The sequence below is a fragment of the Paeniglutamicibacter psychrophenolicus genome (genome assembly GCF_030812255.1).
GTDB lineage: Bacteria > Actinomycetota > Actinomycetes > Actinomycetales > Micrococcaceae > Paeniglutamicibacter > Paeniglutamicibacter psychrophenolicus_A.
This window is the reverse complement of sequence record NZ_JAUSSH010000001.1, coordinates 443,175-464,858: the sequence shown is the minus strand read 5'-3', so window position 1 is coordinate 464,858 and position 21,684 is coordinate 443,175. Positions and strand designations below refer to the sequence as shown.

Sequence of the window (21,684 nt, the reverse complement as noted above, 5' to 3'; positions counted from 1 at the left end):
TGGCGTGGGTCGGCGGCGGTACGCCGGGGGAAAGTTCGCTCTGGCTCACGCGAAGTCTCCTTCCATGTCGTCGGGGTTGTCCTGGTGGGAGCCTTCGGCCTCGCCCGGCGAGACGCCGGCCATCATCAGGCCCAGCACGTCGCGCGGGGTGTCGGCACCCACGATGCCGATCAGCCGGCCCTTGTAGAGCACCGCGATGCGGTCCGCCAGCTGCATGACCTCGTCGAGTTCGGTGGACACGATCATCACCGGGGTGCCGCCGTCGCGTTCCTCCACGATGCGCCGGTGCAGGAACTCGATGGAGCCCACGTCCACGCCGCGGGTGGGCTGCGAGGCGATGAACAGGCGCAGCGGGCGGGAGAGCTCGCGGGCCATCACGACCTTTTGCTGGTTGCCGCCCGAGAGCGAGGAGGCGAGGTTCTCGGCCGAAGGGGTGCGCACGTCGAATTCTGCGATCCGGGACTCGGCGTTCTTCTTGACCTCGGCCGGGCGCATGGAGATGCCCTTGGCGAAGGGGGCCTTGTCGTAGAGGTCAAGGACGAGGTTTTCGGCAATGGTGAATTCCGGGACGAGCCCGTCGACGGTGCGGTCCTCGGGTACGAACCCGATCCCGGAGCCGAGCACCTGCTTGACGCTGCGGCCCAGCAGTTCCTTGCCCTCGAGGGTGATGGAACCGGTGACCCGGTCCTGGATGCCCAGGATCGCCTCGGTGAGCTCGGTCTGCCCGTTGCCCTGGACCCCGGCAATGGCCAGGATCTCGCCCCGGTGGATCTCGAAGCTCAAGTCGTCCACCACGCGTTGGCCGGTGGAGGAGATGACCGAAAGGTTCTTGACCTTGAAGGTCGCCTCGCCGGGGTTCGCCGGTTCCTTGTCCATGGTGAGCTTGACCTCGCGGCCAACCATCATGGAGGCAAGCTCGGTGGTCTCCGCCTCGGGCGGGGCATCGCCCACGACGCGTCCGCGGCGGATCACGGTGATGACGTCGGAGACGGCCTTGACCTCGCGCAGCTTGTGGGAGATGAAGACGATGGAGGTGCCGTTGGACTTGAGTTGGCGCATGATGTCCAGCAGTTCGTCGGTTTCCTGCGGGGTGAGCACGGCGGTGGGCTCGTCGAGGATCAGCACCTCGGCGTTGCGCACCAGGGCCTTGATGATTTCCACGCGCTGCTGCACGCCCACCGGAAGGTCCTCGACAATGGCGTCTGGGTCGACGTCGAACCCGTACTTGTCGGAAATTTCCCGGATCTTTTTCCGGGTGACCTCGAGGTCGAGGATGCCGCCGGCCTTGGTCGATTCGGCGCCCAGGGCGACGTTTTCGGCGACGGTGAAGACCGGGACCAGCATGAAGTGCTGGTGCACCATGCCGATGCCCGCGGCCATGGCGTCTCCGGGCCCCCGGAAGACCACCGGCTTGCCGTCGACGAGGATGCGTCCGGCCGTGGGTTCGTAGAGGCCGTAGAGCACGTTCATCAGCGTTGACTTGCCGGCTCCGTTTTCGCCGAGCAGGCAGTGGATCTGGCCTTCTTCGACGACGAGGTCGATGTCCTCATTGGCGTAGAACGATCCAAACGCCTTTGAGATTCCTTGGAGTTCGAGTTTCACGACACCACCATTCTTGGTTGTCAGGTATCGGCTCGCCGCCCTGGCGGGCGTTGAACCGTTGTGCCCGAGCCGGTTGGTTCACAGACTATGCAGGCCAAAGGCGCACCGCCAGCCCCGCGCCCCGGTTCCGTGGAAGGAATCGGGTGCCGGGCCGGCAGCGCGCCGGTTGGTGCTTGGTCCGCGGACCCGCCGAAAGCGGTGCTAGGACTTGGGGCTGGCCTGGGATACGACCTTGATCGACCCGTCGATGATCCCGGCCTTCAGGGCTTCGAGCTCGGCCTTGGTCTCGGCGGAGACCTTCGAGTCGAAGTCGTGGAACGGTGCCAGGGCGACACCGGTGTTTTCCAGCGTTCCCACGTAGGCGGTGGCGTCGAACTTGCCGTCCTTGTCCTCGGTGACGACCTTGTCAACAGCGGTGTCCATAGTCTTGATGACCGAGGTCAGCATGATGTCCTTGTAGTCCGGGGCGGTGAGGAAGCCGTCGGAGTCTACCCATACCAGGGAGGCGGACTTGCCTGAGGCATTGGCTGCCTTGACCGCTGCGCCGGCACCCTTGCCGACGGGCCCGGCCACGGGCATGATGACGTCGGCGCCCTGGTCCAGGAAGTTCTTGGTGACCTGCTTGCCCTTGTCCTGCTTCTCGAAGTCGCCGGTGAAGGTGCCGTCCTGCTTGGCCTTGTCCCAGCCCAGCAGCTTCACGTCCTTGTTCTTGTCGGTGTTGTACTTGTCGACGCCGTCGGCGAAGCCGTCCATGAAGATGGTCACGGTCGGGATCTTGATGCCGCCGAAGGTGGCGACGGTGCCGGTCTTCGACTGCGCGGCAGCGGCGTAGCCGGCCAGGTAGGCGGCCTGGGCAGTGTCGTAGATGATCGGCTTGACGTTCTTGATCGGCTCCGCGTATTCGAAGTCGACGATCGCGAAGTGCTTGTCCGGGTTGGCGGCGGCAGCGGCCTTGGTGGCGTCGCCGAGCAGGAAGCCCACGGTGACGGTGAGGTTGCAGTCCGCGGCCATCATGCCGTTGAGGTTGGTGGCGAAGTCGGAGTTGGCCTTGGACTCGGCGCTCTTGGGGGTGAATCCAAGTTCCTTGCCGGCGTTGGTCAGGCCGCGGTAGGAGGATTCGTTGAAGGACTGGTCATCGAATCCGCCGGAGTCGGAAACGATGCACGCCAGGTAGTCGGAGGCGCCGGCCGAGCCGCTGGGGCCGGCCTCGGGGGCCGCGCCGCAGCCGGAAAGAACGAGTGCAGAAATGCCGAGCATGGCTGCGGCCATGCCGGTCTTGCGCGAGATGGTGCGCATGAGGGTTTCCTCCATTGAGTTACGAGCTACAAGTACCGTGGCTTCGAAACCCCCAGGATTTCCTGTCGATTCCGTGCCCGCGATTAAGGGGTGCACTGCCGCTAGCCACCTGTGGTGCCAGCATGAAACCGGGGATCCAAGCACCCGCTGCGCATCGCTTGCGCGGTGCCGCGGAGATTCGGAAGTGTCGGCTTCACATCCACATAGCCTAACTTGTAAAACGCTTGACGCGGGAAGGAAAATGTTACAACCAGATAACTCTGCGCGTGTCGGCTAGTCGTCCCCGCCGGCCCTGAGTTGGGCAATGGCCCGGATGGCAGCGGCGGACATGACCGTCACGCCGACCTCGATGGCCGATTCGTCGGGGATGTAGTCCCCGCGGTGCAGGTCGTAATCTTCCCCTCCGGGGGTGCGGGTGCCCAGGCGCATCATGGCCCCGGGGACCTTGTTGGTCATCCAGGCGAAGTCTTCCCCGCCCATGGATTGCGGGGTCAGCACGATCGCGGCCGAGCCGATCTCGGCGCGGGCCGAGTCCTCGATGAGGTCGGTTTCCTCTTCGGTGTTGATCACCGGGGGCACCCCGCGGATGTGCTCGAGCTTGACCTCGACCCCGTAGGGGCTGGCGACCTGGCGGACGACCTCGTCGAGCAGGTCCCCGGCGCCCTTCCAGGCCTCGCCGTCCAGGCAGCGCATGGTGCCGGCCAGGTAGCCGGTGGCCGGGATCGCGTTCGGTGCGCTGCCGGCGTGGATCTGGCCCCAGACCACCGAGACCGCCGAGCGCACGTCGATGCGCCGTCCCAGCACGGCCGGGACGTTGGTGGCGATCTGGCTCATCGCGAAGACCAGGTCCTCGGTCAGGTGCGGGCGGGATGTGTGCCCGCCGCGGCCCACCAGCTCGATCTTGATGGTGTCACTCGCGCTGGTGATGGCCCCGATGCGGGTGCCGATCTTCCCGGCGTCGATGCGCGGTTCGCAGTGCAGGGCCAGGATGCGCGGGACCTCGTCCAGCACCCCGGCCTCGATGACGGCCAGCGCTCCCCCGGGCATCTTTTCCTCGGCGGGCTGGAAGATCACCCGGATGCGGGCGCCCAGCGGGGATTCGTCGTCGATGGCCTTGAGCACCTTGGCAACCCCGAGCATCACGGTGGTGTGGATGTCGTGTCCGCAGGCGTGCGCGACCCCGTCCACGACCGAGGCGTACTCCAGGCCCGTCTCTTCCAGGATCGGCAGCGCGTCGATGTCGGCGCGCAGCCCCAGGGCGATCGGGCCCTGCCCGATGTCGACATAGGCTCCGGTTTCCTCCAGGGCGACCGGCTCCAGGCCGGCCTCACGCAGGCGCGTGAGGATGCGTTCGGTGGTCCGGTATTCCACGAACGAGAGCTCCGGGTTGGCATGGACCTCGCGGCGGAATTCCACCAGCTCGCCAACCAGGGGCTTGACCCATGGCTTGACGGAGGGCAATTTCAGGTCTTGATTCATACTCGTGCGCACCTGACCGACAATACGCGTTGGGACCTGCCCTTGGGCAGTCCGCTTCCAATTGTTGCCCAGGACTTCGTGGGGATCCTCCCTTGTCTTGACAAAGGGCAAGGGGTCCGGTGCAGGCGGATGCGGGACCTGGCAGCTGGCTGCACCGACCGCGCGTGGGAGCACAAAAAAATGCCCTCCCGGGACCGGCCGGGAACCGCGTCGCTTGCGCGTGCGGTTCCCGGCGTGTCCCTGCGGGCGGGGCATCGATGTCCCGGCGGCTGCCGGGCAAGAACTACAAGACGTCCACGACGCCTTCCTCCTTGAGCTTTTCCACGGTGGCCTTTACCGACTGCGCATGCTCCTTGGTGGTGACCAGCAGCGCGTCGGGGGTGTCGACAACAACCACGTCGTGGATGCCTATCAGGGCGATCACGCGCTTGGAGTCGGTGACCACCACGCCGGTGGCATTGTCCGAGTACACGCGCGGGTTCCCTCCCACCACGGTGACGCCGGTCTTTTCGCTGGCGGGGTTCAGCCGGCCAATGGCGGCGAAGTCGCCCACGTCGTCCCAGTTGAAGACGCCGGGGATCACCGCCACGTCGCCGGCGGCCGCGGCCGGCTCGGCCACGGCGTAGTCGATGGCGGTCTTGGGCAGGGTCGGCCAGATCCGGTTGATGGTATCCACCCGGTCCCCGGTTTCCCAGGCCTGGGCGATTTCCATCAGGCCCGCGTAGAGCACCGGTTCGCTGCGCTGCAGGTGCTTGAGCATCAGGGCCACCGGGGCAACGAACATGCCGGCGTTCCAGAGGTAGCCGCCGTCGGCCAGGTAGCGGCGGGCCGTGTCCTCGTTCGGCTTCTCCACGAACTCGACGACGTCGCGTGCCGTGGGCGCTCCGGGGACCTGGAGTTTTTCCCCGGCCCGGATGTAGCCGAATCCGGTGGAGGGCGTGGTGGGGCGGATGCCGATGGTGACGATCTTGCCGGTGGCAGCGGTGTGGATGGCCTCCCGGACCGACTCCTGGAAGACCTCGACCGGGACAATGACCTGGTCGGCGGCGAAGGAACCCATGATGGTCTCGGGATTGCGCAGGTAGAGGATGGCGGCGGCCAGGCCAATGGCGGCCGCCGAATCCTTCGGGTCCGGTTCCAGGACCAGGTTCAGGTCGCTGATTTCCGGCAATTGGGCCAGCACCGCCGCGCGGTGGGCGCGCCCGGTGACCACCATGATGTTCTCACCGGCCAGCGGGATGAGTCGTTCATAGGTGGCGCGAATCAAGGTCGATCCGGAGCCGGTTAGGTCGTGGAGGAATTTCGGGGCCGCGGCACGCGAGAGCGGCCAGAGTCGGGTGCCGACACCTCCAGCGGGGATGACCCCGTGGAATCGTGCCAAGAGTTCAGCGTTCATCCGACTAAGGCTAGTGGATGAACCCGAGGAATGCGGTGTTGGCCGCCAATGAAATAGGGCATCGGAATCTATTGTATTTCGCATGATTCCCGGATGTTTAGCCGATCCACCCTTTCATCCGGTGAGCCTACTCACACGGCACGCGGAAAGAATGGGCAGCCCCGTCCAAGGTGGTCTAAGATCGGGCAAGGAACGCTCGCACTAAGGCGTCAATTTATTGTGTGGAAGATACACATGCGCCCTTGTGAGTCATGGAGGTTAATTCAGTGTCGAAGGCTTCGTCAGGCACCCTCTACCGCGGCCATGAAGGCATGTGGTCTTGGGTAGGGCATCGCGTAACAGGTGTCGTTATTTTCTTATTCCTTTTGGTCCACGTGCTCGACACGTCGCTGGTCCGGGTTTCCCCCGGCGCCTATGACGCGGTCATGTCCACCTACAAGAACCCGCTGATGGCACTGGGCGAAACCGCTCTGGTCGCCGCCATCGTCTTCCACGCGTTCAACGGCCTTCGCCTGATCCTGGTGGACTTCTGGAAGTCGGGAACCAAGTACCACCGCCAGATGCTTTGGGGCGTTTTGGCACTGTGGGTCATCACCATGGTGGCATTCTCGATTCGCCACCTGTCTATCGCCTTTGGAGGTCACTAACCCATGTCGGCAGATATCGCTGCACCCCGCAGCCAACGGCTCGACCCGAAGTATGTCCGCGCGCGCAAGTCCCGCGGCAGCTTTGAAATGATCGCATGGCTCTTCATGCGCCTGTCCGGCGTCGCGCTGATCGTGCTGATCTTCGGTCACCTCTTCGCCAACCTGATGCTCGGCGAAGGCATCTCCGGCATCGACTTCGGCTTCGTCGCCGGCAAGTGGGCCGACCCGGTCTGGATGTTCTGGGATCTGGCAATGCTCTGGCTTGCCATGCTCCACGGCACCAACGGCGTGCGCACCATCATCAACGACTATGCCGAGAAGCCCGCCACCCGCGTGTGGCTCAAGGGCATCCTCTACGTCGCGACCATCGTCATTGTCGTCCTGGGCACCCTGGTGATCTTCACCTTCGATCCGTGCATCCCCGGCAGCACCCTTTCGGTCTGCCAGTAATCTTCGGTTCCCGTTCACCGAAGTAGAGAATTCAAGAAAAGAGAGCATCAGGTATGCAGGTACACAAGTACGACGTCGTGATCGTCGGTGCCGGCGGCGCAGGCATGCGCGCGGCCATCGAATCCGGCCAGCGCGCACGTACGGCCGTTCTCACCAAGCTTTACCCGACCCGTTCGCACACCGGTGCGGCGCAGGGTGGCATGTGTGCAGCACTGGCCAACGTAGAAGAAGACAACTGGGAATGGCACACCTTTGACACCGTCAAGGGCGGGGACTACCTCGTTGACCAGGATGCGGCGGAGGTCATGGCCAAGGAAGCCATCGACGCCGTGCTCGACCTGGAAAAGATGGGCCTGCCGTTCAACCGCACGCCCGAGGGCAAGATCGACCAGCGTCGCTTCGGCGGCCACACCCGCGACCACGGCAAGGCCGCCGTGCGCCGCGCCTGCTACGCAGCCGACCGCACCGGCCACATGATCCTGCAGACGCTGTACCAAAACTGCGTCAAGCACAACGTCGAGTTCTACAACGAGTACTACGTCCTGGACATGCTCATGGTTGAGGAGGATGCCTTCCGCGAGGACGGCACCGCCTACAAGCAGAAGCGCGTTGCAGGCGTGGTTTCCTACGACCTGGCCACCGGCGAACTCCACGTCTTCCAGGCCAAGTCCGTGGTCTTCGCAACCGGCGGCGCCGGCAAGGTCTTCAAGACCACCTCCAACGCCCACACCCTGACCGGCGACGGCATGGGCATCGCCTTCCGCAAGGGCATCCCGCTGGAGGACATGGAATTCGTGCAGTTCCACCCGACCGGCCTGGCCGGCCTGGGCATCCTGCTCTCCGAAGCCGCCCGCGGCGAAGGCGCCATCCTGCGCAACTCCGAGGGTGAGCGCTTCATGGAGCGCTACGCCCCGACCATCAAGGACCTCGCACCGCGTGACATCGTCGCCCGGTCGATGGCCAACGAGGTGCGCGAGGGCCGCGGCTGCGGCCCGAACAAGGACTACGTGCTGCTCGATTTGACGCACCTGGAACCGGCGCACATCGACGCCAAGCTCCCGGACATCACCGAGTTCGCCCGCACCTACCTGGGTGTGGAACCGTACACCGATCCGGTGCCGGTCTTCCCGACCGCGCACTACATCATGGGCGGCATCCCGACGAACATCGACGCCGAGGTCCTCCAGGACAACGACACCGTGATCCCGGGCCTCTTCGCCGCCGGCGAGGTCGCCTGCGTCTCGGTGCACGGCTCCAACCGCCTGGGCACCAACTCGCTGCTGGACATCAACGTGTTCGGCAAGCGCGCCGGCATCTCCGCGGCCAAGTACGCCCTGGGCGCCGAGTACGTGGATCTTCCCGAGGATCCGGAGAAGTTCACCACGGACCAGATCGATGCCATGATCAACTCCACCGGAACCGAGCGCGTCGCAGTGCTGCGCAAGGAACTGCAGGACATCATGGACGCCAACGTCCAGGTGTTCCGCGACAAGGACTCGCTGAACCGGGCACTCGAGGTCATCGAGGAACTGCGCGAGCGCTACAAGAACGTATCGGTCCAGGACAAGGGCAAGCGTTTCAACCTTGACCTGCTTGAGGCCATCGAGCTTGGCTTCCTGCTGGACATGGCCGAGGTCATGACCGCAGCCGCCATGCACCGCAAGGAATCCCGCGGCGGCCACTACCGCGAGGACTTCCCGAACCGCGACGACGAGAACTTCATGAAGCACTCGATGTCGTACCGCGATGCGACGGCCACCACCGAGGGCATTCCAGGCATCCGCATGGAAACCAAGCCCGTTATCTTCACCCGTTACCAGCCGATGGAGCGTAAGTACTAATGAGCACGGAACTTCCGGAACCAGCATCGAAGATTGAGCTGAAGCCAGGTGTTGGCGGCGGCGGAGAAATCCCGCAGTTCAACATCACCTTGCGCGTTCGCCGGTACCTGCCGGAGACCACCGCGGATGCCTACTGGGAAGACTTTGAGCTGACCATGTACGGCACCGACCGCGTGCTGGACGCCCTGCACAAGGTCAAGTGGGACCATGACGGTTCGCTGTCCTTCCGCCGTTCCTGCGCCCACGGTGTCTGCGGCTCCGATGCCATGCGCATCAACGGCCGCAACCGCCTGGCCTGCAAGACCCTGCTCAAGGACCTGGACCACTCCAAGCCGATCACCGTTGAAGCCATCAAGGGCCTGCCCCTTGAAAAGGACCTCATCGTCGACATGGAACCGTTCTTCCAGTCCTACCGCGAGATCATGCCGTTCCTCATCAACAAGGGCCACGAGCCTTCGGCGGAGCGCTACCAGTCGGCTGAGGACCACGCCACGTTCGAGGACACCACCAAGTGCATCCTCTGCGCCGCGTGCACCTCTTCCTGCCCGGTCTTCTGGACCGACGGCCAGTACTTCGGCCCGGCGGCCATCGTGAACGCACACCGCTTCATCTTCGACTCGCGCGACGATGCAGGGGACATGCGCCTCGAGGTGCTGAACGACAAGGAAGGCGTGTGGCGCTGCCGCACCACCTTCAACTGCACCGAAGCATGCCCGCGCGGCATCCAGGTGACCAAGGCCATCGCCGAGGTCAAGCAGGCCATCCTGGCCCGCTCCATCTAGTTTCCAGCTAGACCTGTTGTGGTCCGGTTTCCCCTCGGGGAAGCCGGACCACAGTGCCTTAAGGGCCTCTTTGCGGCCCTGGCAGCTTCCGGTGGCCCACTTCCAAGAAGGTTGGGATGGGGCCAAGGACCAAGGGAGCACGAGATGGGCTTGGTTCAAGTTGCCGGGGAAGCCATCCAGGAGCTCCGCATGGAGCGCAGGGAACGCGGGCGTCTTCGGCCCAGGCGGTGGAGCGCCGCGCGTCAGGCGGTTCTGGCCAGCTGCCGCTGGATGTCTGCGGAGCGCACCGCGACGATGGACGCCCCCAGCAGGTACACGTTGCTGAGCAGGTTGAACCAGACAAACAACCCAAGGATCACCGCGAAGGGCGCCAGCAGCGCGTTGTTGGTCAGCGAGGCCAGCAGCATGGCCGAGAGGAAGCGCAGGATCGTGGCCCCGCCTCCTGCCAGCAGCACGCCGGCCCGCAATCCCCCGTCAATGACCTTGGCCCGCGAGGCCACGCGCAGCAGCACCCAGGCCGTGGCGCAGTCCAGGGCGAACATGGCCACGACAAAGCCCACCCGGGTCAGCGCATTGGTCCACCAGCCGTTGAGGTTCAGCACCCCGGCCACGGTCTCGATCATGGAGGATGAGGCAATGGCCAGGGCGCTGGAGGCGACCAGAGCTATGGCCAGCACAACCAGCAGCAGGGCGTCGCGCAGCTTGGAGAGCACCGGGTTGGACCGGTCCCGCTTCAGGCCCAGGACCGTGCGGATGCCCTCGCGCAGCCCGGCCAGCCAGCCCAGGGAGGTGAAGACCAGGGCTATCAGTGAGATGGCCAGGGTCAGTCCGTAGCTGTGGAAGCCCAGGAGCTGGTCGGGCGTGGCCAGTCCCCCGTGCCCGGTGTCGATCAGCCCCGGGGTGGTGCCGGCGACCATGTCGATCACCCCGTCGCGCAGCACCGGGTTGTCGGAGGCAAACAGGCTCAGGAGGGTGAAGCCGGCCACGAGCATCGCGGCAATGGAGAAGAACATCCGGTAGGCGCCGCCGGCGGCCAGCAGCGGGCCGCGGCGGCGCACATACAGGTTCCACACCCGCAGGGGGTAGAGACTGTAGAACATGGCGGTGAGCAAGATGCAGAAGGCCTTGAAGCGCAGCCAGGGCGTGCCGGTGGCACGGGCCACGTAGAGTTCCTGGGCCTTTAGCCGGATATAGGCGCGCAGCGCGCGCGGATCCAGCGGCGAGGGCGGGGCCGTGACGGGTGCGCCGACAAAGCGGCGGGCCACCACTCCGGGCGCGCGGGTTCCGCGTTCCTCGGCCACGGGATCGTAGCCGGTGGGTCCGGGGTCGGCAGGCTCGACGTCGTCGGTGGCGTCCCAGGCCGGGGCGCGACCGACCTCAGCCCGTCGGCCCGCCAAGTCCCAGCTCCTCGCGCAGCGACCAGGCCCCGGTGTCGTCAACGCCAAAAAGGCCAATGCTCTGGACCATGAATTCCATGGATTCGCCCTTGAGTTCTTCCTGGGCCAGGTCCATGGCGGCGTCGTCGACCTCGTGGGCAATGGTCAGGTGCGGATGGTAGCCGTAGCTCAGCTCGTGCAGCAGCGGACCGGCGACCAGCGCATCATGCAGTTGCCCGCAGGCCTCGGCTCCCTCGAGCACGTTCAGGAACACCACCGGGGAGATGGGCCGGAAGGTGCCGGTGCCGCGCAGGGAAACCTTGAAGGCGGGGCATTGCGCGGCCACCTTGCGCACGTGTTCCACGGCGGTTTTCCAGTTGGTGGTGGAGCCGGAGACCAGGGTGATGTGCGGGGCCACGGCCGCGGCCGCCTCCCCGCCGTAGCGCCGGCGCCAGCCGCGCAGCGAGGCCTCAAGCGGGGAAGGGATCTCAATGACGACCCCCAGTGCCGTCGCTTGCGCGACGCCACTTTCGGCCCTCTCCCCCGCTTCGGCAGCCATTGCTAGCGGATCCCGCCCACGGGGGCCATGAAGCCGACGCGCTCGTAGACATCGGCCAGGGTCTTCGAGGCGACTTCGCGGGCCTTGTAGGCACCGGCGGCCAGGATCGAATCCAGTTCCGCCGGGTCCTCGAGCAGCTCCAGGGTCCGGGTGCGCACCGGGGTCAGCGCCTCGACCACGGCTTCGGCCACCGCCACCTTGAGGTGGCCGTACATCTTGCCCTCGAACTCGTTGACCAGGGCCGGGATCGGGGTCCCGGACACGGCCGAGAGGATCTCCAGCAGGTTCGTCACCCCGGGCTTGTTGGCGCGGTCGTGGGCGATGACGGTGTCGGCATCGGTGACGGCGGACTTGATCCGCTTGGCCACCAGCTTGGGCTCGTCCAGGACGTTGATCAGGCCGTTGGGGCTGGAGGCGGACTTGGACATCTTGGAGGTCGGGTTCTGCAGGTCGTAGATCCGCGCCCCCTCCTTCTGGATGAAGGGCACCGGCACCACGAACGTCTCGCCGAAGCGGTGGTTGAAGCGGGTGGCCAGGTCGCGGGCCAGCTCCACGTGCTGGCGCTGGTCGTCGCCCACCGGGACGCCCTGCGGCTGGTAGAGCAGGATGTCCGCGGCCATCAGCACGGGGTAGGTGAACAGGCCGACCGAGGAAACGTCCGCGCCGCCCTTGGAGCTCTTGTCCTTGAACTGGGTCATCCGGCTGGCCTCGCCGAAACCGGTGATGCAGTTCAGCACCCAGGCCAGCTGCGCGTGCTCCGGGACCTGGGACTGGACGAAGAGCGTTGATTTGTCCAGGTCGATGCCCCCGGCGATGTACTGCGCGGCGGTGACACGGGTGCGCTTGCGCAGCTCGGCCGGGTCCTGCGGCACCGTGATGGCGTGCATGTCCGGGATGAAGAAGAACGCCTCGTAGTCGTCCTGGGCCTTGACCCAGTTGACCAGTGCGCCGAGGTAGTTGCCCAGGTGCAGGGAATCGGCCGAGGGCTGCATCCCCGACAGGACGCGCGGGCGGGTGGAAGTGGCGAGTGCTTCGCTCATGGAATGAAGGAGTCCTTTAGAACTGGTAGTCGACGACCAGCGGTGCGTGGTCGGAGAAGCGCAAATCGTAGGCCGAGGCGCGGTCCACGTGGGACTTGACGGCCTTCGCCGTAAGGTCCGGGGTGGCCATGTGGTAGTCGATGCGCCACCCGGCGTCGTTGTCGAAGGCCTGCCCGCGGAAGGACCACCAGGTGTATGGGCCCTGTGCGTCGGGGCCGGCCAGCTCCCGGGCCACGTCCTTGTAGCCGATCTCGGCGCCAAAGAACCCGTTGAAGTAGGCGATCTCCTCGTCCATGACACCGGCGCGCTTGTTGTGGTTCGGCTTCCAGTTCTTGATGTCCTTCTCGGTGTGCACGACGTTCAGGTCGCCCACCACCAGCACGTGGTCCTTCTCGTTCTTCAGCTCGACCAGGCGCACATTCATGCGCTCGAGGAAGCGGTACTTGTCCACCTGCTTCTGGGTGTTCAGCTCACCGGAGTGCACATAGGCGGAGACAACGCACAGCGTGCTGCCGTCCTCCATGGTGAAGTCCGCCTCCACCCAGCGCCCGGACTCGGCGAAGTACTCCTCGCCGATGTGCCCGCGCACAGCGGCCGGCTCGGCGCGCGAAAGCACCGCAACCCCGGCGCGGCCCTTGTCCTTGGCCTCGGCGTGCAGAATGTGCCATCCCTCGCCGACCAGCTCGCGCACGATCGCATCCGGCGCGCGCACCTCCTGCAGGCAGAGGATGTCGGTGTCGCGGGCGTCGATCCAGTCGGCCATGTTGCGCTTGTAGGCGGCACGGATGCCGTTGACATTCACCGATGCGACGCGCAGCGCGTTCTCGGACTTGGCCAGGATCTCTTCTGAGGTAGGTATCACGCCATCCACCTTATCGATATTTGTTGAAGGGTTCTCCCCGGCACCGCCGGGGGTGTCGCCGTGCCGCGGGCGTCACCAAAAAGCTAGTCGATGACCTCGCCGGTCATGGGCTCGCCGCGGCCGGAGGACTTCATCATGTCGCGGGCGTTGGAGGCCGTGATCTCGATGGTTTCCAGGGCGCGGTCGACCATGCCCTTGGCGTCCTCGCCGGACTGGGGACGGTACTCGTTCACGACGCCGACCTGCACCTGGATGATCTTGAAGGAGTGGTCAAGTTTCAAATCGCGGTTCTTCGTGGCCTCGTCCATGACCAGCGGGCCGGCGGAGGGGCTCGGCTGGTTGCGTGCCGCGGCGGCCGCGGTGGCGGCCTTGAGCTGGCTGGTCATCTTGGCCGCGCCGCGCTTGAGCCCGAAGACCAGGAATGCCGACAGCAGCAGCCAACCCAGCGAGATCACCACGACGATCCAGCCAATGACATCGTTCTGGTTGGCCGCAAAGACGACTGCCACCAGGAAGATCGTGACCATGACGGCCAACGAGAGGGTTGAGGCATTGATGGTGATTTTTTTGCCCTGTGCCGGGGCCGAGCTGCTACCAAGGGGTTCCATGCTCTTATTCTCTCAAACACGCGGGGGCAGGATCGAATCCGAGTATGAATTACGCTTGTTAGCTTAATCGGCCAACTTCTACACTCAAGCCAGTTACGTGGGACTGGGGACGTGGTGCGGCAAGACCGCATGCGCATAATTCTTGGGGTAAAGAAGATGGCATCGTCAATTGGATTTTTTCGGCCCATCCGTCGCATTTTTGCGGCTCCGAACCATCCAAAGGGCAGTCCACCGCCCCAAGCCCGAAAATCCCGACGGTACCTCGCCCTGGCCAGTGCACTGGCCATGGTCGCAGTCACTCTCACGGCTCCCAGCACGGTGGCGGCAGATCCCTGCGCGCCCGGGGCCAACAAGATTGTCTGCGAGAACTCGAAGCCGGGAACCGATCCGGACGTGTGGGACATCCAGGGTGCGGGAGACGCCAGCATCCAGGGCTTTGCCACCGACATCAGCGTCAATGTCGGGTCCCGGGTCGATTTCAAGATCGACACCAACGCCAGCGCCTACACCATCGACATCTACCGCACCGGCTGGTACCAGGGCCTGGGTGCCCGCAAGATCGCCTCGGTGACCCCGAGCGCCTCGCTGCCGCAGAATCAGCCGGATTGCCGCAACGACGTGGCCACCGAATTGGTGGACTGCGGCAACTGGGCCGTCTCCGCCGGCTGGAACGTGCCCGCGGATGCCGTTTCCGGGGTCTATGTCGCGAAGCTGCACCGGGCGGACCGCGACGATTCGAGCCACATCACCTTCATTGTCCGGGACGACTCGAGCCACTCGGACATCCTGTTCCAGACCTCGGACCCGACCTGGCATGCGTACAACACATACGGCGGCTCCGACTTCTACCAGGGCGCAGCCAACGGGCGCGCCTACAAGCTCAGCTACAACCGCCCCTTCAACACGCGCGGCGGGATCGAGGCCCGCGACTTCTACTTCGGCAACGAATACCCGATGGTCAGGTTCCTGGAACGCAATGGCTACGACGTGAGCTATTTCAGCGGGGTCGACACCGACCGCCGCGGCAATCTGCTGACCAACCACAAGGTCGCGCTCTCGGTGGGGCACGACGAGTACTGGTCCGTGAACCAGTGGAACAATTTCGAGAAGGCACGCGACGCGGGCGTGAACCTGCAATTCCTTTCGGGCAACGAGGCCTACTGGCGCACCCGTTACGAGGCCTCGGCCACCGACGGCACCGCGTACCGCACCATGGTCAGCTACAAGGAGACCTGGTCCAACGCGAAGATCGACCCGAACACCCAATGGACCGGCACCACCCGCGACCCGCGCTTTGCCCCGGTGAGCGCCGGGGCGGCAATGCCGGAGAACGCGCTGACCGGTTCCCTGTATTTCGTGAACAACGGGGACCTGCCCGTGACCGTCAACGCGCAGGAGGGCAAGACCCGGCTGTGGCGCAACACCCCGCTGACGACGCTGACTTCGGGAACCAAACGTGCCCTGGCACCGCACACCATCGGCTATGAGTCCAATGAAGCGCCGGACAACGGCTACAGGCCCGCCGGGCAGGTGTTCCTGTCAACGACCACGGGCCCCGTTCCGGAGTACCTGCAGGACTTCGGCAACTCCGTGGCCCCGGGCACCACGACGCACCACCTGAGCCTGTACAAGGCGGCCAGCGGCGCGCTGGTGTTCTCCGCCGGATCGATCCAGTGGACCTGGGGACTGGATGCGGAACACGACGGGGACGGCGCGCCCGCGGACCCGATCATGCAGCAGGCACAAATCAACCTGCTGGCCGACATGGGGGCACAGCCCTCCACATTGATGTCCGGCATGGTGGCCGCGACCAAGTCCACGGACACCACCGCACCAAGCATCAGCGTCACCACTCCCCCGCCGGCGAGCGCAAGGAACGGGACAAAGTACACCGTGGCCGGCACCGCGGTTGATTCCGGGGGCGGCGTGGTCGCCGGCGTGGAATACTCCACCGACGCGGGGGCACATTGGCACCCTGCCCAGGGAACCACCAGTTGGTCGTTTAGCTACATCCAGCACGGCATCGACGGCGAGGCCCTGTGGGTCCGCGGCATCGATGACAGCGCCAACTACCCGGCAACCGCCACCGTCATTCCGCTGACCGTCACCGGCCCCTACAGCGTCTTCGGGGAAACGGCGCCGGCCACGGCCGACTCCGGGGACACATCCGCGGTGGAACTCGGATTGCGTTTCACCCCGACCACCGACGGCTATGTTGCCGGTGTCCGCTTCTACAAGAGCAGCGCCAACACCGGCACGCACACCGGTTCGGTGTGGTCCCTGGACGGCCAGCGCCTGGCCACAGTGGCCTTCTCCGGGGAAACGGCCAGCGGTTGGCAGGAAGCCAGGTTCTCCTCTCCCATCGCCGTCACCGCCGGAACCGAATACGTCGTTTCCTACTCGACGAGCACCGGGCACTATTCGGCCAAGAGCTACCTCTTGGCATATTCCGGGATCAGCGTTGATCCCTTGCACGTGGCCGGTGGCTTTGGGGCCAATCCGGCCGGGGTCTACGACACCAATGGATCGATGCCCACCAGCAGCTTCGAACAAGGCAACTACTATGTGGATGCCATCTTCGAATCTGAGGATTCCTCCCCGCTGCGCGCCTACAGCCAAAGTCCGCTGGACACCGCCAAGAGCGTGCCGGCCGGCACGCCGATCGCCGTGACGTTCTCGCGCGCCGTGCAGCCGGGCACCGTGAACATTTCGCTGAAGACCGCCGCGGGCGCCTCCGTGGCCGGGACCACCGCCTACGACTCGACCGCACGCCGGGCGACATTCACCCCGGCCAACACCCTGGCCGCGGGAAGCGGCTACACCGCCACGGTGTCCGCACAGGATGCCCAAGGCAGTCCAGTCAGCAGCGGAACCAGCTGGAGCTTCACCACCGTGAAGGCCGACACCGCGGCCGGGGACTGCCCATGCGGGCTTTACCAGGACTCCGCGGTTCCCACGACCGGCCTGATCGACGACCGCACCCCGCTGACCCTGGGCATGCGTTTCACCCCCACCGAGGGCGGCAAGGTCACCGGCGTCGAGTTCTACAAGGACGCGGGGAACCTCGGAGCCCACACGGGCAAGCTGTTCTCCTCCGGCGGCACCCTGCTGGCCAGCGTGAACTTCACCAACAACAGTGCCTCCGGATGGCAGTATGCCGCGTTCTCCACACCGGTGTCCGTGGTTGCCAATGCCCAGTACATGGTTGCCTACACCACCGATGGAACGTATTCGGTGACACCCAACGGGCTGCAAGACGCCAAGAGCTTCGGTCCGCTGCGCACCGACGCCAATGCCGGCGCCTACACCTATTCATCGGGTTTCCCCACCAACGGCACCAGCACCGACTATCTCCTTGATGTGGCATTCGTGCCCGACGGAGCCCAGGCGATCACGGTGGTCTCGCGGTCCCCGCAGCCGGGGGCACTGGAGGTTCCGGTCACGGCAAAGGTCGTCACCGTCCTGAACCAGGCGGTTGCACCGGGGTACCAATACACCCTGAGCAATCCTTCCGGCTCCGTGGCCGGCACGGTGGCCACCTCGAGTGACGGAAAGACCCTGACGTTCACCCCGTCCCAGGCCCTGGCCAACGGCCAGGCCTACACTGTCTCGTTGAAGAACGTCACCAGTACCGGCGGCGCGCTGCTGGCCGACCAATCCTGGTCCTTCTACACGGCCAGCTCCGACGGTTCGGTCTCAACGTTCCTGGGCACCCAGGTGCCCGCCAACCTGGATCCGCAGGACCCGGGATCCGTGGAGCTGGGCCTGCGCCTGCAGACGTCCCAGGACATCGATGTCTCCGCCATTCGCTTCTACAAGGGAACCGTGAACACCGGCGTCCACACCGGCTCGGTGTGGAGCGAGACCGGAACACGGCTGGCGACCGCCACGTTCACCAACGAGACCTCCACCGGCTGGCAAACCGTGGTGCTCAGCAATCCGGTGCGCATCGCGGCAAACCAGACGTTCATCGTTTCCTACCTTGCACCCAACGGCGGCTATGCATTCACCTCCGGCGACTTTGCGCAGCCGCGCACGGTGGGCCCGCTGAGCACCGTGGGAAGCAACGGACTCTACGTCTACGGGGCAGGAGGGACCGTCCCGAGCAACAACTGGGGCAACACCAACTACTTCGTGGACCTTGTCTACAGCACGGTGAGCGCACCGACAGCTTCGCCCACGCCCACCCCGTCACCGACGGTGACGCCCTCACCCACTCCGACGGTGACGCCGAGCCCGACGCCAACTCCGACACCGACACCGACACCGACCGTGACGCCTACTCCCACGCCGACGCCAACCCCGTCACCGAGCCCGACGCCGGTGAACCTGTTTGGTTCCACGCTTCCGTTGCTAACGGATTCGTTGGATACCAGGTCGGTCGAGGTCGGGCTGCGGTTCAGCACCACGGTCCCGATCACGGCACACGGGGTGAGGTTCTTCAAGGAGACCACCAACACCGGCACGCACACCGGGAGCATCTGGAACAACAGCGGGCAACGGCTCGGCACGGTGACGTTCACGGGTGAAAGCACCCGGGGATGGCAAAGCGCCACCTTCGCCACGCCGTTGGCCCTGCCCGCGGGGACCTACACGGTCTCCTACCTGGCACCCCGTGGACATGTCTCCACCACGGCGCTGTTCTTCTCCAAGAAGTTCACCGACGGGACCGTCACGGCCAACACCAGCAATGGCAGGTACCGCTACGGTTCGGGAGGCGTCATGCCCGCCTCCACCACGACGCTGCGCAACAACTACTTCGTGGACCTGATCTACTCGCGGCCGTAGGGGCTTGGGGCCCTTACGGCGGCACCCTCAGTGGTCGCCCTTCTTCCAGTTCCTCAGCGCTGGATGGAGGGCGACCACGCATGTTCAATGAACATCTTCGGGGTCGCTCCGGGAACCAGATCCAGGGAGAAGATGTCGGCGTCCCCGGGCGTTTCCTCCCGCGGCTGGCCATAGAGCAGCGTGTCCGCATCCAGCCATTCGAGCTGGTCGTCAAAGCCCGCTTCGAGCGGGTAGATGGCCTCGGTCTTTTTGGCGATGTCCAGCACCGCAATGTCCCAATGCGCCGGGTCGGAATCCGCCCGGCGCTTCTTGTAGGCAATGAGCTTGCCATCCGGGGAAATCGAGGGGCATTCGGCGTTCTCGCCGATCGCGGTCAGGGTCTTGTCGCGCAGCGAGCCCTGCACCAACCAGGTCTGCTTGCCCGAGGCCGCCGTCGCATAGAAGGTCTGGGCATCCTTGGCAAAGGTCACGCCCCAGACGTTCCGGTCCTCGGCGGTGAGCTTTGTCCCGCCAACAAGGATGTCGAAGTCCTGCAGGTTTCCGTATTTGGTGCCGCCGGGCACGGCAATGACCGTCTCGGTGGAGAAACCGACAAAGTCATAGGATTCGCCGGTGATGAAGGCTGTGACCCCGACCATGCCGGTGGGAGAAACCCGCGTGCGGCTCGGTTCCCCGGGCAGGGCCCTATCGGCCAGCAGGTGCCCGCCGATGCTGTAGACGGTCGAATCGTAGCTGGTGCTCATGGCGCGCAAGGCGCTGAGGCACGAGAGCATCCCACCGGTGCGGTACACCCGGTCGCAGGACAGCCCCGTGTCGGTTCGCGTCCCGTTGGGGCTGTCCAGCGGCGCCCAGGCGACCTTGCCATAGTCGTCGCTGGCACGGGTGTCACGGAAGACCACCGCACCCTCCATCGGGATCTCGGCGATGCCGTCCGGGTTCTCTTGCGCCGCGACCGCGGGGGCCTGGGTTCTTTCCTGGAAGCCCATGAACGAGTTCACCGCGAGTCCCGCGGCAACCAGAACGGCCACCAAGACCAGGGCAGCGAGGATGTACTGTCGTTTGGGTTTCACTTCGGCTACTTCCCAACCACGTAGGAACCGAAGGCGGCGACGGTCGTGGCGCCGGTGGGTGCGGTGCGTACCGTGGCAACCATGGAGTCATCCCCGAAGCCGACCGTAATGCTCTTGGCTCCGTCTGCCGCGGTGCCCCGGGTGGCAACCCAGCCTCGCTTGGCCGCCTGGGCCTCGTAGTACTTCAGGACGGCTTCGACGCCCAACGAGGTGCGGTAGTTGACGGCCACCTGGACGTTGCGCTTCTGCGTGCTCACGGAGGAATCAACGATGTGCGCGCCCTCCGGGATCGGCATCGCCTTGGTGGGGAATCCCGAGGTGAGTTTCCCCTTGGCCGTCCCGTCCTTGGGAACCGTGCCGGAAAGCACCGGGGCCTTTTCCACGGATTTCGGCAACGTGGTCACGCTGGGCTTGGCGCTGGCGGGAACCTCAAGCTTGGGCGATTCGATCGCCGATCCGGGAGCCGAGGTACTCGGTGCCTTCGAAGACGCGGGTGCCTTCGTCGATGATGCCGGCGGCTCGGAAGATGGGTCCTTTGCGGTGGCCGAGGTCGACTCCGAGGAGCTTTCACTGCCGGGAACCGTCAGACTTGGACTTGCCGAATCTGTGGGTCCGGCTGCGCTGTTGGACGCACTGGCACTGGGTTCGACACCGGTTTTGGTCGCTGCCGGTGTTCGTGCAGCCACATTGAACGCGATGGAAGCCCCCACGAGCACTACGATGACGGCGAGCGCCCAGGCCAGCCACTTCTTGTTCTGCATTTTCCCCCACCAATGCGATCGGCCGCATCCGGGTTGCCACGGCCACAACCCCAATATTCCCTGTGGTTAGCCTACAACCCGGCGCCGGGGTACGCCATGGTCGGGGCTTCCGCACAGTGGCGCTCGTGACATGAATTTCACCTCCGTATCGGCCGAGTGCCCCGAGAGCGCAAATCGTTCGTGAGAAACCGGCTCGATAACGGAAATTATCTTGGCGAAGACACCCGCAAACTACAGCCTGACCGCATAGCGCTTCGCGCTGATGACGAGGCCTTCGAGAGGCGAGTCGTCGGCTTCGTGGGCCAAATTAGCCAGGCCCATGTATGCCGCTTCTTGGGCCGACCGGGCAACCACTGTTGAGGTCCAAGTGACCAAATGTGCCTCATCCACACCCGTGATTTCCACGGACTGCATGGAATAGGAATCCTCGTCGCGTAGGGGAAGCTCATCTGTTGTGGCGCTCAGGCCGAACCAGTCGAAGTCTCTGTTCTTGAGCAATCCGCGGAAATTCTCACGAGGCCCTTCAAGGTCATCCAGCTGAAAATCGCATTCCACCCGGACGGTGTACGTCTTCTGGGGATAGTCCACGGCAGCCCATGTCGGCATGCGCTCCGAGATGGCGTCCCATTGGGCTTCGGTGAGGGTCCACGGATTCTTGCCTTGGGCACCCCCCTGCTTGAACATGACAAATCCGTCGAAGCGCGGGTCCACTTTCAATTCCACCCTCGTCACCCGATCATCGCGGAACCAGTGCGTGAAGTGCATGCAGACTGACTGGCGGAGCTTATCTTCCACCGTCTTCTGGTGATAGCTCTTATGGTGATAATCCGGGTCGTGATATCTCATACCGATTTTTGCGACGGTACCGAGTGCGACGACACCGGCGATGTCGCCGGCCCCCATTTGCCAGAGCACCAATCGGTCACCAACCTGTGGATCCTTGCCGGACTGATCTGCCGGCGGCCAAAACGGCTCAAAATCTTCCCAAAGCACGATTTGTTCCGCCAAGTCATAAACCAAGCCATATACGGTTTCGACGTCGACCTGAATCAACCAAACGTCTGTTGCTTCCATATTGAAACTCCCCCAAGTTTGTGGATCCGTAAGACCGGACCCTCAAAGCAATA

General features: G+C 64.8%; 18 protein-coding genes. 6 read left to right on the top strand and 12 right to left on the bottom strand.

The genetic code is table 11. The annotated features are described in order from the left end of the window. Positions 1–45 precede the first annotated feature (45 nt). From J2T21_RS02085 to J2T21_RS02070, 4 genes are all read right to left on the bottom strand, one after another. Positions 46–1,602 (bottom strand): ABC transporter ATP-binding protein, encoded by a 1,557-nt coding sequence (locus J2T21_RS02085; protein WP_307577936.1) that lies wholly within the window; start codon positions 1,600–1,602, stop codon positions 46–48. A 201-nt stretch (positions 1,603–1,803) separates the two neighbouring features. Further along, the gene (locus tag J2T21_RS02080; RefSeq protein ID WP_307577934.1) at positions 1,804–2,898 is read right to left on the bottom strand and encodes a BMP family lipoprotein; all 1,095 of its coding nucleotides are present in this window, start codon (positions 2,896–2,898) and stop codon (positions 1,804–1,806) included. A gap of 273 nt (positions 2,899–3,171) precedes the next feature. After that, entirely contained in the window at positions 3,172–4,377 is a 1,206-nt protein-coding gene (locus tag J2T21_RS02075; RefSeq protein WP_307577932.1) for an amidohydrolase, read from the bottom strand. A gap of 283 nt (positions 4,378–4,660) precedes the next feature. Beyond that, positions 4,661–5,773 (bottom strand): mannose-1-phosphate guanylyltransferase, encoded by a 1,113-nt coding sequence (locus tag J2T21_RS02070; protein WP_307577931.1) that lies wholly within the window; start codon positions 5,771–5,773, stop codon positions 4,661–4,663. A gap of 251 nt (positions 5,774–6,024) precedes the next feature. On the opposite strand from J2T21_RS02070, the gene sdhC reads away from it, so the two are divergent. Genes sdhC through J2T21_RS02050 form a run of 4 tightly spaced genes read left to right on the top strand, consistent with a single transcriptional unit; the run spans position 6,025 to position 9,493 of the window. After that, complete coding sequence (gene sdhC, locus J2T21_RS02065) at positions 6,025–6,420, top strand: succinate dehydrogenase, cytochrome b556 subunit (protein WP_083411388.1); 396 nt, start codon at positions 6,025–6,027, stop codon at positions 6,418–6,420. Between the two features lie 3 nt (positions 6,421–6,423). Beyond that, positions 6,424–6,870 (top strand): succinate dehydrogenase hydrophobic membrane anchor subunit, encoded by a 447-nt coding sequence (locus tag J2T21_RS02060; protein ID WP_307577926.1) that lies wholly within the window; start codon positions 6,424–6,426, stop codon positions 6,868–6,870. Between the two features lie 53 nt (positions 6,871–6,923). Beyond that, complete coding sequence (gene sdhA / locus J2T21_RS02055; RefSeq protein WP_307577924.1) at positions 6,924–8,711, top strand: succinate dehydrogenase flavoprotein subunit; 1,788 nt, start codon at positions 6,924–6,926, stop codon at positions 8,709–8,711. Next, complete coding sequence (locus J2T21_RS02050) at positions 8,711–9,493, top strand: succinate dehydrogenase iron-sulfur subunit (protein WP_307577921.1); 783 nt, start codon at positions 8,711–8,713, stop codon at positions 9,491–9,493. The genes sdhA and J2T21_RS02050 overlap by 1 nt, the downstream gene beginning before the upstream one ends. 242 nt (positions 9,494–9,735) lie before the next feature. Here the strand turns inward: J2T21_RS02050 and J2T21_RS02045 are convergent, their stop codons facing one another. The 5 genes from J2T21_RS02045 to J2T21_RS02025 form a co-directional block, all read right to left on the bottom strand. After that, a complete protein-coding gene (locus tag J2T21_RS02045) occupies positions 9,736–10,890 on the bottom strand; it encodes a YihY/virulence factor BrkB family protein (protein ID WP_307577919.1) in 1,155 nt (384 codons plus the stop codon). Then, positions 10,871–11,428 (bottom strand): 2'-5' RNA ligase family protein, encoded by a 558-nt coding sequence (locus J2T21_RS02040; protein WP_307577917.1) that lies wholly within the window; start codon positions 11,426–11,428, stop codon positions 10,871–10,873. Before J2T21_RS02040 ends, J2T21_RS02045 begins: the two co-directional genes overlap by 20 nt. A 2-nt stretch (positions 11,429–11,430) precedes the next feature. Next, positions 11,431–12,468, bottom strand: a complete 1,038-nt coding sequence (gene trpS, locus J2T21_RS02035) for a tryptophan--tRNA ligase (RefSeq protein WP_307577915.1) — start codon at positions 12,466–12,468, stop codon at positions 11,431–11,433. A gap of 16 nt (positions 12,469–12,484) precedes the next feature. Beyond that, positions 12,485–13,330 carry an exodeoxyribonuclease III gene (locus J2T21_RS02030; protein ID WP_307577913.1) on the bottom strand — a complete coding sequence of 282 codons (846 nt, stop codon included), beginning with the start codon at positions 13,328–13,330 and terminating at the stop codon, positions 12,485–12,487. An 83-nt stretch (positions 13,331–13,413) separates the two neighbouring features. Beyond that, positions 13,414–13,938 carry a hypothetical protein gene (locus tag J2T21_RS02025; protein WP_307577911.1) on the bottom strand — a complete coding sequence of 175 codons (525 nt, stop codon included), beginning with the start codon at positions 13,936–13,938 and terminating at the stop codon, positions 13,414–13,416. Positions 13,939–14,223: 285 nt separating this feature from the next. Between J2T21_RS02025 and J2T21_RS02020 the strand changes: the two genes are divergently transcribed. Then, positions 14,224–18,726: a DUF4082 domain-containing protein gene (locus tag J2T21_RS02020; protein WP_307577909.1), complete on the top strand. Its 4,503-nt coding sequence runs from the start codon at positions 14,224–14,226 to the stop codon at positions 18,724–18,726. 53 nt (positions 18,727–18,779) lie between these two features. Here the strand turns inward: J2T21_RS02020 and J2T21_RS02015 are convergent, their stop codons facing one another. Together J2T21_RS02015 and J2T21_RS02010 are read right to left on the bottom strand one after the other, a co-directional pair. Then, a complete protein-coding gene (locus J2T21_RS02015) occupies positions 18,780–19,796 on the bottom strand; it encodes a hypothetical protein (RefSeq protein ID WP_307577907.1) in 1,017 nt (338 codons plus the stop codon). 5 nt (positions 19,797–19,801) lie between these two features. Beyond that, complete coding sequence (locus J2T21_RS02010) at positions 19,802–20,164, bottom strand: hypothetical protein (protein ID WP_307577905.1); 363 nt, start codon at positions 20,162–20,164, stop codon at positions 19,802–19,804. On the opposite strand from J2T21_RS02010, the gene J2T21_RS02005 reads away from it, so the two are divergent. Then, positions 20,151–20,627: a hypothetical protein gene (locus J2T21_RS02005; protein ID WP_307577903.1), complete on the top strand. Its 477-nt coding sequence runs from the start codon at positions 20,151–20,153 to the stop codon at positions 20,625–20,627. The two genes, J2T21_RS02010 and J2T21_RS02005, sit on opposite strands and share 14 nt — an antisense overlap. A gap of 161 nt (positions 20,628–20,788) precedes the next feature. On the opposite strand, the gene J2T21_RS02000 is transcribed toward J2T21_RS02005, so the two are convergent. Next, positions 20,789–21,631: an EVE domain-containing protein gene (locus J2T21_RS02000; protein WP_307577901.1), complete on the bottom strand. Its 843-nt coding sequence runs from the start codon at positions 21,629–21,631 to the stop codon at positions 20,789–20,791. Positions 21,632–21,684: the final 53 nt, after the last annotated feature.

What these genes read in the sequence shown, in the direction of transcription:
- trpS (WP_307577915.1), bottom strand. Translation starts at nt 12,468, where the DNA reads ATGAGCGAAGCACTCGCCACTTCCACCCGCCCGCGCGTCCTGTCGGGG.
- sdhC (WP_083411388.1), top strand. Translation starts at nt 6,025, where the DNA reads ATGGAGGTTAATTCAGTGTCGAAGGCTTCGTCAGGCACCCTCTACCGC.
- J2T21_RS02080 (WP_307577934.1), bottom strand. Translation starts at nt 2,898, where the DNA reads ATGCGCACCATCTCGCGCAAGACCGGCATGGCCGCAGCCATGCTCGGC.
- J2T21_RS02040 (WP_307577917.1), bottom strand. Translation starts at nt 11,428, where the DNA reads ATGGCTGCCGAAGCGGGGGAGAGGGCCGAAAGTGGCGTCGCGCAAGCG.
- J2T21_RS02000 (WP_307577901.1), bottom strand. Translation starts at nt 21,631, where the DNA reads ATGGAAGCAACAGACGTTTGGTTGATTCAGGTCGACGTCGAAACCGTA.
- J2T21_RS02025 (WP_307577911.1), bottom strand. Translation starts at nt 13,938, where the DNA reads ATGGAACCCCTTGGTAGCAGCTCGGCCCCGGCACAGGGCAAAAAAATC.
- J2T21_RS02050 (WP_307577921.1), top strand. Translation starts at nt 8,711, where the DNA reads ATGAGCACGGAACTTCCGGAACCAGCATCGAAGATTGAGCTGAAGCCA.
- sdhA (WP_307577924.1), top strand. Translation starts at nt 6,924, where the DNA reads ATGCAGGTACACAAGTACGACGTCGTGATCGTCGGTGCCGGCGGCGCA.
- J2T21_RS02070 (WP_307577931.1), bottom strand. Translation starts at nt 5,773, where the DNA reads ATGAACGCTGAACTCTTGGCACGATTCCACGGGGTCATCCCCGCTGGA.
- J2T21_RS02020 (WP_307577909.1), top strand. Translation starts at nt 14,224, where the DNA reads ATGGTCGCAGTCACTCTCACGGCTCCCAGCACGGTGGCGGCAGATCCC.
- J2T21_RS02060 (WP_307577926.1), top strand. Translation starts at nt 6,424, where the DNA reads ATGTCGGCAGATATCGCTGCACCCCGCAGCCAACGGCTCGACCCGAAG.
- J2T21_RS02075 (WP_307577932.1), bottom strand. Translation starts at nt 4,377, where the DNA reads ATGAATCAAGACCTGAAATTGCCCTCCGTCAAGCCATGGGTCAAGCCC.